The 12,240-nt window shown below is 63.7% G+C and carries 12 protein-coding genes, 1 tRNA gene and 1 pseudogene; 4 read left to right on the top strand and 10 right to left on the bottom strand.

Annotation, left to right across the window (positions count from 1 at the left end; all coding sequences use genetic code 11):
* Positions 1 to 62: 62 nt before the first annotated feature.
* Positions 63 to 362, bottom strand: a complete 300-nt coding sequence (locus tag ACYG9Y_RS25235) for a DUF1236 domain-containing protein (RefSeq protein WP_023740232.1) — start codon at positions 360 to 362, stop codon at positions 63 to 65.
* Between the two features lie 206 nt (positions 363 to 568).
* Between ACYG9Y_RS25235 and ACYG9Y_RS25230 the strand changes: the two genes are divergently transcribed.
* The 3 genes from ACYG9Y_RS25230 to ACYG9Y_RS25220 all read left to right on the top strand — a co-directional run bounded on the left by ACYG9Y_RS25230 (position 569) and on the right by ACYG9Y_RS25220 (position 1,699).
* On the top strand, positions 569 to 799 hold the full coding sequence (locus ACYG9Y_RS25230) for a hypothetical protein (RefSeq protein ID WP_032903368.1): 231 nt from the start codon (positions 569 to 571) through the stop codon (positions 797 to 799).
* Between the two features lie 48 nt (positions 800 to 847).
* The gene (locus ACYG9Y_RS25225) at positions 848 to 1,156 is read left to right on the top strand and encodes a DUF1236 domain-containing protein (RefSeq protein WP_023710337.1); all 309 of its coding nucleotides are present in this window, start codon (positions 848 to 850) and stop codon (positions 1,154 to 1,156) included.
* 198 nt (positions 1,157 to 1,354) lie between these two features.
* Positions 1,355 to 1,699, top strand: a complete 345-nt coding sequence (locus tag ACYG9Y_RS25220) for a low affinity iron permease family protein (protein WP_023672069.1) — start codon at positions 1,355 to 1,357, stop codon at positions 1,697 to 1,699.
* Positions 1,700 to 1,800: 101 nt separating this feature from the next.
* Here the strand turns inward: ACYG9Y_RS25220 and ACYG9Y_RS25215 are convergent.
* Positions 1,801 to 1,885 (bottom strand) — tRNA-Leu (locus tag ACYG9Y_RS25215).
* 328 nt (positions 1,886 to 2,213) lie between these two features.
* Here ACYG9Y_RS25215 and ACYG9Y_RS25210 point away from each other — a divergent pair.
* Positions 2,214 to 3,403: pseudogene (locus tag ACYG9Y_RS25210) on the top strand (integrase core domain-containing protein).
* Between the two features lie 76 nt (positions 3,404 to 3,479).
* Here ACYG9Y_RS25210 and ACYG9Y_RS25205 read toward each other — a convergent pair.
* The 8 genes from ACYG9Y_RS25205 to ACYG9Y_RS25170 form a co-directional block, all read right to left on the bottom strand.
* Positions 3,480 to 4,100 (bottom strand): 2,3-bisphosphoglycerate-dependent phosphoglycerate mutase, encoded by a 621-nt coding sequence (locus ACYG9Y_RS25205; RefSeq protein ID WP_023749686.1) that lies wholly within the window; start codon positions 4,098 to 4,100, stop codon positions 3,480 to 3,482.
* A 27-nt stretch (positions 4,101 to 4,127) separates the two neighbouring features.
* Entirely contained in the window at positions 4,128 to 4,949 is an 822-nt protein-coding gene (gene dapB, locus ACYG9Y_RS25200; protein WP_023740369.1) for a 4-hydroxy-tetrahydrodipicolinate reductase, read from the bottom strand.
* The gene (locus ACYG9Y_RS25195; protein WP_023681221.1) at positions 4,946 to 6,805 is read right to left on the bottom strand and encodes an ABC transporter ATP-binding protein; all 1,860 of its coding nucleotides are present in this window, start codon (positions 6,803 to 6,805) and stop codon (positions 4,946 to 4,948) included. Before ACYG9Y_RS25195 ends, dapB begins: the two co-directional genes overlap by 4 nt.
* Before the next feature lie 280 nt (positions 6,806 to 7,085).
* Positions 7,086 to 8,105, bottom strand: a complete 1,020-nt coding sequence (locus ACYG9Y_RS25190) for a glucokinase (RefSeq protein WP_023740366.1) — start codon at positions 8,103 to 8,105, stop codon at positions 7,086 to 7,088.
* A gap of 151 nt (positions 8,106 to 8,256) precedes the next feature.
* The gene (gene mepA / locus ACYG9Y_RS25185) at positions 8,257 to 9,339 is read right to left on the bottom strand and encodes a penicillin-insensitive murein endopeptidase (RefSeq protein WP_023740365.1); all 1,083 of its coding nucleotides are present in this window, start codon (positions 9,337 to 9,339) and stop codon (positions 8,257 to 8,259) included.
* A gap of 72 nt (positions 9,340 to 9,411) precedes the next feature.
* On the bottom strand, positions 9,412 to 10,314 hold the full coding sequence (locus tag ACYG9Y_RS25180; protein ID WP_023740364.1) for an SDR family oxidoreductase: 903 nt from the start codon (positions 10,312 to 10,314) through the stop codon (positions 9,412 to 9,414).
* Positions 10,311 to 11,465 carry a tRNA epoxyqueuosine(34) reductase QueG gene (gene queG, locus ACYG9Y_RS25175; RefSeq protein ID WP_023740363.1) on the bottom strand — a complete coding sequence of 385 codons (1,155 nt, stop codon included), beginning with the start codon at positions 11,463 to 11,465 and terminating at the stop codon, positions 10,311 to 10,313. Before queG ends, ACYG9Y_RS25180 begins: the two co-directional genes overlap by 4 nt.
* Positions 11,446 to 12,138, bottom strand: coding sequence for a glutathione S-transferase family protein (locus ACYG9Y_RS25170; RefSeq protein ID WP_023672063.1), 693 nt, complete (start codon positions 12,136 to 12,138; stop codon positions 11,446 to 11,448). The genes queG and ACYG9Y_RS25170 overlap by 20 nt, the downstream gene beginning before the upstream one ends.
* Positions 12,139 to 12,240: the final 102 nt, after the last annotated feature.

The raw sequence follows: 12,240 nt of genomic DNA, 5'->3' as shown, positions 1-12,240 counted from the left end.
TGGAGCGCAATGTGAAATCCGCTGCCCGCCGCCATGGCCGGCGGCGGGCGGCAGCTATTCGATCAGTCGTAGACCTTCACAATTTTCCGGGTGCTGGGATCGACCAGGACGGTGCGGTTGTCGACCACGACGTAGCGGTATTTGACGTTGGGAACTTCGTGCAGCTCGACCGTATCAGGCAAGGCACTGCCGACGTTCAGCTCCACGCCCGGGATCTTCACCGAAGCCAGCGGCTGCTTTTTTACGTATTCGCGGACGACCGTATCCTGCTCCGGTGTGATGACGACATCCTGAGCTGCGGCGCTGCCGACGCCAGCCAAAAGCAACAAGCCTGCAGCGGCACTTGCAAAGTGGATTTTCATGGTTTTCTCCTCGCGTAATCCGGCGACGGCACCACGCCTGTTCGCCGAGGGACCGAACTTGAGATCAGCCAGATTGTTCCTGTGACTTCAGTCTGCGGCGAACCAGACCAAAGTCGGATATCAGCTAAGACCCAAGTCCCGAGGCGGAACGTTCAAGTGGGGCAGGCGTTTCCCAAATGCAACTAAATAAAACAGGAGAGGAACACATGGCCGACGGCCCAACTGTTGTTAATTCTGGTGGTGGTGGCGGCACTGCGATTGCCGTTGTTCTTGCACTTATTGCAGTCGTAGTATTGCTTATTTTTACCGGCGTCATCAATATCCGCGGCGACGGCGGCAAGGATATCAACGTCAAGGTTGAAGCGCCAAAGGTGGAAGCTCCGGCTGTACCCGCAAAGCCTGCGGCACCTGCCCCAGCCCCTGCGAGTGGCGGCTGATCTGCTCGTATCCACGCTTCCGAACTGACCTATGAAAAGGAAATTCCCATGACTAAATATTTCGTCAGCGCCACCGGCGCCCTCCTCCTTATGGCGGGCATCGGCACCTCGTTTGCCGAGGACGTTATTGTTCTCAAGCCCGAACAACAGACGGTCGTTCGCGAATATATCCATAAGCAGAAGCTGGCCTCAGTCAGTTTGCTCGGCGTCGAACTCAATGTCGGCACGGCACTTCCAGACACTGTCGAGCTCCACGCAATCGACGTTCCGGATGTCCGCTACAAGTATACGGTTGTCGGAGATCATGCGGTTCTCGTCGATCCCGACACGCGCAAGGTCGTGCAGATCATCGAATAACGCGCGAGCCCGCCGCTCCGGTCTGGAGCGGCGGGCTGTGGCTGCCCTGTGAAAGTCTACGGGCAGCCTTTTCTCAACGGGAGGATGTCTGATGTTTAGCGACAAGGAAACTTGGGTCCTGGAAGCTGCCTTACTCGCGGCAATTCCAATTTGCGTAGCCGTCACCGCACTCGTGGCATTTTTGACCGCGGCCTGGATATGAACCGCTTCCTCTTTGTGATGGGCGACTTTCTATCCCGGCCACCGGGCTTCTATGTCCTTCTTGTAGCCATGCTGCTCTGTACTGCGTTGGTGCCATTCGGCCTGACGAATGTGGTCACCTACGCATTGTCGGTAGCGGCCATCGTGATCACCGGCGTTGTGCTGATCCAGGGTTACCGCGACACGGCCGCCATTCACGCCAAGCTTGATGAGATTATCGTTTCGCTGAATGAGACCAGAAACGATGTCGTCGGCTTGGAGCATGCCGAGCCGGAGGAGATTCGGGAGAAGCTCCAGACACTCGAAGAAGAAGCAATGAAAGCGGTTCGCCCGCCGCATTGACCCTCCGCTGGACTATCTGTCATCCATCAGCAAAAAAGCCCGGGAACCGGGCTTTTTTGCTTCGCGTCTAAATCATTTCGGACTTATCCGAAACGGGAATTTGGTGCCCAGAAGAGGACTCGAACCTCCACTCCTTGCGGAACACGGACCTGAACCGTGCGCGTCTACCAATTCCGCCATCTGGGCTGGTGCGGGCTCATGTAAGCGGGCAAACGATATGTGTCAACGCGCTTTTTCGAGGGCCGCTGCCTGCCGGCTTAGTTTCCCGGGGGTCAGCGCCGCCCCTCACCCGCTTGCCGGCATCCTCTCCCCGTTCAGTGACGGGAAGAGGGGCGCTCTCATCGATGAATTTTCGCCAGTCACCCGCGTCACAAGAAGAGCGCCGAGGCTGCGGCCAGCCCTTTCTCTCCGTCACTATACGGGGAGAAATGCCCGGTGTCCGAACCGGATAGATAGGTACCAGAATGGACCGATAGCATGGGTGACAGTTTTCTTGTCCGCCGGAGGACCGGCGATGGTTTGGCGAGAGACTGGCATCATGGACGAGCGGCTACGGTTTGTTGTGGAGTGTCTTTCTAGGGATAAGACGATGGTTGCGCTTTGTGCGGCCTACGGGATCTCACGCAAGAACGGCTACAAATGGCTAGGACGCTATCGGACGTTTGGGCCTGAGGGTTTGCACGACCTGCCGCGAGCCCCGCTCAATCATGGCCGGGCGACAGCTCAGGACCTGGTTGAGCGGATTGTGGCGGCCAAGGAGCTGCATCCGCTCTGGGGTCCAAAGAAGATCGTGGCACGGCTCAGGCGCACGGCTCCCGAGTTCATGTGGCCTTCAGCCTCGACGGTCGGCGCGATCCTTGCGCGGCATGGGCTTGTCCGCGCCCGCAAGCGGCCACGGCTACGGGCCTGCGGCAATGGACCCTGGCCACAGCCGCAAGAACCGAACGCGGTGTGGACTGGCGATCACAAGGGCTGGTTCCGGACCCGCGACGGCTGGCGTTGCGAACCCTTGACGGTGATGGATGCGTCGAGCCGCTACCTCCTGGCGCTCGAAGCGACGGGGTCGACGGCCGATAGCGAAGCCTGGCCGGTGTTTGAGCGGCTGTTTGAAGAGCATGGCCTGCCAGATCGGTTCAGAAGCGACAATGGCCCACCCTTCGCATCGGCCGGCGTCACCGGACTGACGCCGCTTGTCGTGCGCTTCATCAAGCTCGGCATCACCTTGAGCGGATCGCACCCGGCAGGCCACAGCAGAACGGACGTCACGAGCGCTTTCACCTGACCATGCTGCCGATGGCCGAGGCACCGGAAGCCGACCGAACGGCACAGGGCCAGGCCTTCGAGACCTTCCGCCACAGCTACAATGAGGAACGTCCCCATGAGGCGCTGGGCATGGATACGCCCGCCCAGCACTACCGGTCCTCACAGCGCGCCATGCCCAGGACACCACCCGAGCCCGTCTATCCGGCCGAGGCCTCGGTCCGCCGCGTGCGCCACAATGGCGAGATCCGATGGAATGGCGGCTTCATATATGTCTCGCAAGCGCTGGCGGGCGAACCGGTCGCTGCGTTGGAGACCGAAGACGGACAATGGACACTCTCATTCCATGCCCACCCGCTCGGCTTCATCGACACACGGCACATGAAGCTTGTCCGCCGCAGCGCCGCGCCAACCAATCCGCTTGGCGCTGCGGCGGACGCATAGGGGGAGAGAAGTGTCACCTATGTATCCGGTTCAATGAGGGGCAGCGCCGACTCGGCGAATGAGTTGGCCGAAAACCTCACCCCTCCAGCACGTCCTTCGACGCCACAGTGGAATCGGCGTTGAGCTCGTAGATCACCGGCACGCCGGTGCCGAGCTCGAGCTTGACGATCTCCTCGCCGCTCTTGCCGTCCAGCGCCATGATCAGTGCGCGCAGCGAATTGCCATGCGCGGCGACCAGCACGGTGCCGCCTTTCAGAACATGCGACTGCATGTCGTGCAGGTAATAGGGCCAGACGCGGGCGCCGGTGTCCTTCAGGCTTTCGCCGCCGGGCGGCGGCACGTCGTAGGAGCGGCGCCAGATGTGCACCTGCTCCTCGCCCCACTTCTGGCGCGCGTCGTCCTTGTTGAGGCCGGAGAGATCGCCATAGTCGCGCTCGTTCAGCGCCTGGTCGCGGATCGTCTTCAAATCGCTCTGGCCGACCGCGTCGAGAATGTGCTGGCAGGTCTTCTGCGCCCGGATCAGCGCCGAGGTGAAGGCAATGTCGAATTTCAAGCCGCGTGCCTTGAGCTTCTGGCCGGCTTCCTTGGCCTCCTTGTGGCCCTGCTCGGTAAGGTCGACATCGCGCCAGCCGGTGAACAGGTTCTTCAGGTTCCATTCGCTCTGGCCGTGGCGCACGAGCACGAGAGTTCCCGACATGTTTGCTCCTTCCAAATTATGGATAGTTTAGCTCAAGCCGAGCACGTCCCGCATGGAATAAAGTCCGGGCTTTTTACCGCGCGCCCAGAGCGCGGCCTTGACGGCGCCGCGGGCAAAGATGGCGCGGTCCTCGGCATGGTGCGACAGCGTGATGCGCTCGCCGGTTCCGGCCAGGATGACGCTGTGGTCGCCGACCACCGAGCCGCCGCGCAAGCTGGCAAAGCCGATGGTTCCTGGCTTGCGCACGCCGGTATGGCCGTCGCGTGACCGCACATCTTTGCCGGCAAGGGAAATGCCGCGTCCCGCCGCCGCCGCTTCGCCGAGCAGCAAGGCGGTGCCCGAGGGCGCGTCGACCTTGTGCTTGTGGTGCATTTCGAGGATCTCGATGTCGAAATCCTCTGGACCGAGCGCGCGCGCGGCCTGCTCGACCAGCACCGCCAGAAGATTGACGCCGAGGCTCATATTGCCGGATTTGACGATCGTCGCGTGGCGCGCCGCGGCCTCGATCCTGGCGTCGTCTTCCGCCGAGCAGCCGGTGGTGCCGATGACATGGGCAATGCGTGCCTGCGCGGCATAGCCTGCGAATTCGACGGTGGCTGCCGGCATGGTGAAATCGAGCACGCCGTCGGCCTTGGCGAACACCGGCAGCGGATCGTCGCCGATCGTCACATTGATGATGCCGATGCCGGCAAGCTCGCCCGCATCCCTGCCGAGATAGGGCGATCCGGTTCGTTCGACCGCGCCGACGACGCGGGCGCCGGGGATCGAATGGATGGCGCGGATCAGCGTCTGGCCCATGCGGCCGGCCGCCCCCACCACCACCAGGCCCATTTCGCCGGATTCGCTCATGCTGTTCTCCCCACCGCCTTCTTGGCGCGGCTGCGCCGGACCGGAGTTTGGACGGGCTTCGAGTCGTCGACAAGCCCCAGTCCGTTCTTGCCTTGAATGCGGTGGAAGCGGGCGTAGACACTGTTTGGATCGGCCATCAGTGCGGCATGGGTGCCTTCCTCGACCAGGCGCCCCTCTTCAAGCACGATAATGTGGTCGGCGTTGACGACCGTCGACAGGCGATGCGCTATCACGATGGTGGTGCGCCCTTCCATCACATGGGTCAACGCCTCCTGGACGCGCGCCTCGGCCTCGTTGTCGAGCGCCGAGGTCGCTTCGTCGAGCAAAAGGATCGGCGCGTTGCGCACGATCGCCCGCGCAATCGAGACGCGCTGGCGCTGGCCGCCGGAAAGTGTCGAGCCGCCCTCGCCGACGGGCGTGTCGTAACCCTGCGGCTGCTGACGGATGAACTCGTCGGCCGCCGCCAGCACCGCCGCCCGCTCGATCTCGGCGTCGGTCGCCGAAAGTCGGCCAAAACGGATGTTGTCGCGTATGCTGCCTTCGAACAGATAGGGGGCCTGCGAGACATAGGCGATCGAGCCGCGCAGCGAGTGCTTGGTGACTTTGGAAATGTCCTGACCATCGATCTCGATCGAACCCTTGTCGACATCGTAGAAGCGCTGCAGCAGCGCCACGAGCGTCGTCTTGCCGGCGCCCGAGGCCCCGACCACCGCCGTAACCTTGCCGGCCGCGGCGGTGAAACTCAGGTTCCTGATCACCGGCATGTCGGCGCTGTAGCCGAACGTCACATTGTCGAAGCGAACCTCGCCGGTGGTGATCCTGGCTTCGACCGCGTCGGGCGCATCGCCCTGTTTAGGCTCCAGGTCGAGCAGCTCGTAAATCATCCGGGCGTTGACCAGGGCACGTTCCATACCGACCTGCGTACGAGCCAGGCGCCGTGCCGGATCGTAGGCCATGATCAGCGCGGTGATGAAGGAAAACACAGCGCCTGGTGGTTGTCCGAGCACCAGCGCCCGGTAGCCGGAATAGGCAAGGACGGAGGTAATGGCGAGACCGCCCAAAATCTCGGAAATCGGCGACAGCCGCTCCGCGACCCGGGCGATCTTGTTGTTACGCTGCTCGGCCGTATCGGCCATGATGCCGATCCGGCGCGCCAGCTCGGCTTCCAGAGTGAAGGCCTTGACGATGGCAATGCCTTGGGTGGCCTCCTGCACGGACCCGTTCAGCCGCGAGTTGATCAGCACCGATTCCCGGTTGATGCGCCGCAATCGGCGGGTGATGTAGACGACGGCCCAGATCAGCGGCGGCCCGATCAGCAGCGAGCTGAGCGACAACACCGGATCCTGGTAGATCATGACGCCGACGAGGGCGATCAGCGAGACCGCGTCGCGGCTGATGGAGGTCAGCGTCAGCGACAGCAGATCGCGAACGCCCCCGACATTCTCGTTGACCTGTGCCGCCAGCCGACCGGAACGCGTATCGTTGAAGAAGTCGACGCCGAGCTTCATCAGGTGGTCGAAGCTGCGCTTCTGGTAGCGGGCGACCAGATTGTTGCCGATCTTGGCCAACGCGACCGCCTGGCCGTAACCGGCGAAGCCGCGCAGCACGGAGGCGGCCATGAACCCGGCGCAGATCCAGACGATCATGTCGCCGCGTCGTTCGTAGAAGATCTCGTTGATCATCGGGGCCATGATCCACGCCGTGAAGGCGGTGGTGGCGGAAACAATCAGCAGGCAGCCGACGGCAACGACATAGGTCCAGCGATATTCACTACCGTTTTCGGCCAGGATGCGGCGCAGCACCGCAGTGACCTCAGCTGGCTGGACTTTCAGTTTGAGTGGACTTTGAGCGGTCAAATCGCGGGCGCTTCGTGGTTTGCTAGAGCATGATGCCGAGAAGTGTGAAGCGGTTTTCGGACGACATCATGCTCTATCTCTTTGATTTAGAGCCGGATTCAGATTTCAGGTCGATTCGATCTGAAATCATCCGGCTCTAGGGATGCCAGGCTGGAATTCGGCCCCCTCTTAGCGCCCCGGCTACGGCTTGCCTATGGCGAAACTTCATCGCGGCCCGAGGTCAGGGTCACGAAAGCGGCAGCCATTTCCAGGAAAAGACCCGTTTTCGGGACGAAATGGATCATGCCCGCCAGCGCCGCCCCGCGGTCTGGACGCCGAACAGCGACGGGTTGCGGGCATAGGCGGCAAGGCCCAGAAGCGCCGCCAGCGGGTGGGTGATGACATAGACCGGCATCGAGGCCATCAGCGCGCTGTGCGGCGCCTTGTCCTCGAAGGCGGCGCGGAAATTGCCCTCCTTCAGTGCCGGAACGATCTTTTGCGCGATGCCGCCGGTCAAGAACACGCCGCCGCGGCTCATGAACACCAGTGCGAGATCGCCGGCGGTGCGGCCGAGGCAGGTGACGAACAGCGCCAGCGCTTCCTCGGCGACCGCATCGGTCTTGGCCAGAGCCGCCCCGGTGATTTCGGCCGGCGTGGCGAACGGCGCCGGCTTACCGTCGGCCTTGGCGACCGCCCGGTAGACATTGACCAGACCGCGCCCGCACAGGATCTGCTCGCCCGAAATGCGGCCGTCCAGCTTTTCGATATGCGGGAACACCTCGAAATCGCGCGGCGTCCGCGGACCGATATCCATATGGCCGCCTTCGCCAGGCACCGGTATCCAGTGGTGGAGGGCATGAACCAACCCAGCGACGCCGAGGCCGGTGCCGGGACCGAGCACGACACGCCCGGCATTCTCCTCCGGCGCGCCGCCGCCGATCTTTTCCATATGCTCTTCGCCGAGCGCCACGACGGCCAGCGCCTGCGCCTCGAAATCGTTGAGCACGACGATGTCGCCCAGGCCCAGATTGGCAAACATCTGCTTCGGCTTCACCACCCAGGGACAGTTGGTAAGCGGGATCTCGTCGCCATCGACCGGCCCGGCGATGGCCAGCACTGCCGAATTCGGCCGGATGGACGACCGGTCGAGCACCGCCGCCTGGATCGCCTCGTCTATGGTGGCGAAATTGGCGGTTTGCACGATATGCGGCTCACCGGCTTCCGAATTTGCGTCGAGCACGATCGAAAAGCGCGCATTGGTGCCGCCGATGTCGCCGATCAGCACTGGAAACCGCAACGCGGTGTCGTCGTCGCCTGACATGCTCTTGCTCGTCCCCTTTGCGGCGCCGTTGCGACCGTTTCAATCGCCCGGTGTTCAATCGCCCGGTGTTCAATCGCCCGGTGTTCAATCGCCCGGTGTTCAATCGATTGACTAGCGCATGGCCCCGGAAAGGGAAAGCGTCAGTTCGCCATCACTGTCCGACGTTTGCCGGCGGCCGTCGCCTCGGCAGGGGAATGCCGATCTCCGGCGTGGCGGTGAAGGCGTTGGCTGCGCCAGGCAAGCCGCCCGCATTGCCCGCAATAGGCGGAGGCGCGTCGGGTTCCGGCGCCCTGGCGGCCATCGGCACGCCGCCGCCGCGATAGGTGACGGCTTCGGCCGAGTCGGCATCGGGCTGGTCGAGCACGAACTGGCATTGTTTCGGCAGGTTCGCCATCGTCATCAGGTCGCGCGCCTTGGGCGCGTCCGGGTTCTTGTTGGGCCGCCACGGCTCCTCGGTAAACCACCAGGCCAGCGGCTTGCCGCAGCCGTCGTCGTCGGGCGTCGCTTCCTGCCCCTTGCAGTTGGGCGAGCCCGGCTGGCAGCCGATGCGGATGTGGAAATGATAGTCATGGCCCCAGAACGGCCGGATTTTTCTCAGCCAGGTACGGTCGCCGGTGACGGTGTCGCACAGCTTCTTCTTGATCCCGGGATTGACCAGGATGCGCTCGACTTCCGGATAGCTCGCGGCGCGCTTCAACAGCTTGGTATGTATCGGCTTCCACAGCCTGTCCTTCACCAGATGCGTCTTGTCGTCGACCATCAGCGTGGCGCTGATGTTTTCGCGCTCCTGGGTCGTAAGCTTGCGGTCGGGCATCGGCGTCAGCCAGATGTCGGCGTCGAGGCCGATCTGGTGCGAGGCGTGCCCGGTCAGCATCGGGCCGCCGCGCGGCTGCGAAATGTCGCCGATCAGAAGCCCCGGCCAGCCGTCGGCGGCGGCATCGCGCGACAGCTTCTCGATCAGCGCGATCATCGTTGGATGACCCCAGCGCCGGTTGCGCGAGGGACGCATCACCTCCCAGTTCTGGCCGTCCATCGGAATGGCGACGCCGCCGGTGAAGCAGCCCTTTGAATAGAAGCCGAAGGATTGCGCCGCAGCCACCGCCGGCAGCTTCTTGGCGCCGAACAGGTCTTTTGCCCGTGGCTCGGCCGTGATTGCGCCCGCCACCAGCCCGGCCAGCGCCACGATCGCCAGCGCCGCCGTCAGGAACGGCCGTCTGCCGGTCAAGGATCGCATTGAAATCGTCATGAACCCCCGCTGCAAAAGTCGGCGACACCGAATCATATCACGCTCGGGCTCGCGTTTCGATTATCCGCCGTTCATCGGGCTGCGCGGCTCGCCGTCGCGCCAGCTGCCGTCGGCCCACATTCGGTCGAACGCCTGGCGGTAGTCCGGATAGCGGAACCGGTAGCCCGCTGCCTTGATCGCGGCGTTGGCGACGCGCTTGTTCTCGCCATAGAAGGACCGCGCCATGGGCGAAAGTTGGGCGGTCTCGAAAGGAATCTCCGGCGGCGGCTCGACGCCCATCAGCGAAGCGGCATAGGTGACGACATCCTGCGGCGGCGCCGGCTCGTCATCGGTGACGTTGAAAATGCCGCCTCTATTGCCACCGATGAGGTGCCAGAGCGCGCCGGCGATGTCGTCGCAATGGATGCGGTTGAACACCTGGCCGGGCTTGACCAGCCGCCGCGCCGTGCCGTTTTCCAGATTGACCAGCGCGTTGCGTCCTTGCCCGTAAATGCCGGAAAGCCGCAGGATCGCCACCGGCTTGCCGGTATCGAGGCCAAGCTGCAGCCAGTCTCGCTCGGCCGCCACTCGCATCGACGAGCGTTTCGACACCGGCCGGCACTCGGCCGTTTCATCGACCCAGGCGCCGTCATAATTGCCATAGACGCCGACGGTCGAAAGATAGCCGATCCAGCGAAGCGCCGGCATCGCCTCGATCGCCTTGCGCGCGGCGAGAAGCACAGGGTCGCCGGCCTCCTCCGGGGCTACGGAGATGACAAGATGGGTGGTGGTCTCCAGCGTTTCGCCGATTTCAGGTGTCAGGGCGCCGTGAAACAGCAGCGGCGCGATGCCGGCCTGACGCAATGCCTCGAATTTCTCGGCCGAGCGCGTGGTGCCGAAGATCGTAATCGCCTCCGCATTGGCCCGTGCAAAGGCTTTGCCCGAATAGCCGGCGCCGAAGATAAAAACCTGTTTTTCGCTCATGCGTGCGCCTCAATTGGCAATGCGGACAGCCATTCGTCCTGCACTGTCGTGTCGGTTTCGGTTTTCAAGTAGATCGCCGCCTGCCCGTTGAATTCGGCGGCCGTCACCAGCCGCGCCAGCGCCCAGATCGCCGCGCCGCGCACCAGCGGCGAGGCGTCGCCAAGGAGGGTGCGGACAGGGTCAGCCAGCAAAGTATCGCCGGAATTGCCGGCCGCAACCAGCACGTTGCGGACAAAACGATCGCGGCCGATGCGCTTGATCGGCGAGCCCGAGAAGAAAGACCGGAACGCCGTGTCGTCCAGCTGCAACAGCTCGCCGAGCGGCGGCTCGCGCAGTTCGTCGCGGGCAGCAAGCTTGGCTTCCGAAGCGGCGCGGGCAAACTTGTTCCACGGGCAGGCGGCGAGACAATCGTCGCAGCCATAGACGCGGTTGCCGATCTTTTCGCGGAATTCTTGCGGGATGGGCCCCTTGTTCTCGATGGTCAGGTAGGAGATGCAGCGCCGGGCATCGAGCCGGTAGGGCGCCGGAAAGGCGTCGGTCGGGCAGGCGTCGAGACAGGCGCGGCAGGACCCGCAATGGTCTACCTCGGTCGCATCGGGCGTGAGCTCAGCCGTGGTGAAGATGGTGCCGAGAAACAGCCAGGAGCCGTGCTCGCGGCTGACCAGGTTGGTGTGCTTGCCTTGCCAGCCGAGCCCGGCGGCCTCAGCCAGCGGCTTTTCCATCACGGGCGCCGTATCGACGAAAACCTTCACGTCGCCGCCGGCCCGCGCGACGATCTTGCCGGCGATCTCCTTCAGCCGGCCCTTCATCACCTCGTGATAGTCGCGGTTTTGCGCATAGACCGAGATCGCGCCGAGATCGCGCCTTGCCTGCAGCGCACGCGGATCGTGGTCGGGGCCGTAATTCATTGCCAGCACGATGATCGAGCGCACCTCGGGCCACAGCGTCGAAGGCTCGCTGCGGCGTTGAAGCGTCGCCGCAATCCACGCCATCGAACCGTGAAAACCATCGGCGACGAATTCGGCCAATCTGGCTGGCGCCAGCGGGATCGCATCGGGCGTGGTGACGGCAACCGCATCGAAGCCGGCGCGCCGCGCCTCGGCGTCGATCAGCGCGCGCAGGGTTTGGCTTCTAGAAGTCGAGGTCCGCATAATGCGACACCGGCGACAGGCCGCGCACCCGGTCGGAGAGCAGCGGCCGGAACGACGGCCGCGATTTCACCCGCGTGTACCATTCGCGCGCCGCGGCATGCTCGCGCCAATCGATCTCGCCGAGATAATCCAGCACCGACAGCGTCGCGGCCGCCGCCAGGTCGGCATAGGTGACCTTGCTGCCGGCCAGCCAATGACGGGTGCCGGCCAGCCAGTTGGTGTACTTCATGTGCTGGCGAATGTTGGCGCGCGCCGCGCGGATTGCCGCCGAATCGGGGGAACCGCCGCCCGCCGTTTCCGGCATCACCGGCTTCAGCACGCGCTCGCGCACCAGATGCCGGGTCACTTCGCTCTCGGCCTTGTTGAGATACCAGTCGGTCAGGCGGCGGATTTCGGCGCGCTGCATCGGGTCTTCCGCAAACAGGCGCTTGTCGCGCTTCAGGACACCGCGCGTTTCGTCGAGATATTCAGCGATCACCATGGCGCCGACGATCGGCACGTCGCCCTCGGCCAGCAGGATAGGCAAGGTGCCGGCCGGGTTCAGCGCCAGAAACTCCTTGCGCCGCGTCCACGGCTTTTCCTCGATCAGCGCCAGCTCCTCGCCATATTCGCCGAAGGCGAGGCGCACGAAGCGGCAGGTGGCGAACATCGGGTGATGGAAAAGCGTCAGCATGATTCCGCGATATTAAGGCGCACTGGCGAATCGCCGTCCGCACCGGTAAGTCTTGGCGGCCCGTCATGCGGCCGTCACGGTGCTGCGACCTATAGGGGGACT

The sequence above is a fragment of the Mesorhizobium sp. W050 genome, from assembly GCF_054719535.1.
The sequence above is the reverse complement of the archived record's forward strand: the minus strand, read 5'-3'. Positions and strand labels throughout refer to the sequence as shown.

Coding starts and splice junctions, on each gene's coding strand:
- ACYG9Y_RS25170 (WP_023672063.1), bottom strand. CDS start 12,138: ATGCTGACGCTTTTCCATCACCCGATGTTCGCCACCTGCCGCTTCGTG.
- ACYG9Y_RS25230 (WP_032903368.1), top strand. CDS start 569: ATGGCCGACGGCCCAACTGTTGTTAATTCTGGTGGTGGTGGCGGCACT.
- mepA (WP_023740365.1), bottom strand. CDS start 9,339: ATGCGATCCTTGACCGGCAGACGGCCGTTCCTGACGGCGGCGCTGGCG.
- ACYG9Y_RS25190 (WP_023740366.1), bottom strand. CDS start 8,105: ATGTCAGGCGACGACGACACCGCGTTGCGGTTTCCAGTGCTGATCGGC.
- dapB (WP_023740369.1), bottom strand. CDS start 4,949: ATGAGCGAATCCGGCGAAATGGGCCTGGTGGTGGTGGGGGCGGCCGGC.
- ACYG9Y_RS25225 (WP_023710337.1), top strand. CDS start 848: ATGACTAAATATTTCGTCAGCGCCACCGGCGCCCTCCTCCTTATGGCG.
- queG (WP_023740363.1), bottom strand. CDS start 11,465: ATGCGGACCTCGACTTCTAGAAGCCAAACCCTGCGCGCGCTGATCGAC.
- ACYG9Y_RS25235 (WP_023740232.1), bottom strand. CDS start 362: ATGAAAATCCACTTTGCAAGTGCCGCTGCAGGCTTGTTGCTTTTGGCT.
- ACYG9Y_RS25220 (WP_023672069.1), top strand. CDS start 1,355: ATGAACCGCTTCCTCTTTGTGATGGGCGACTTTCTATCCCGGCCACCG.
- ACYG9Y_RS25180 (WP_023740364.1), bottom strand. CDS start 10,314: ATGAGCGAAAAACAGGTTTTTATCTTCGGCGCCGGCTATTCGGGCAAA.
- ACYG9Y_RS25205 (WP_023749686.1), bottom strand. CDS start 4,100: ATGTCGGGAACTCTCGTGCTCGTGCGCCACGGCCAGAGCGAATGGAAC.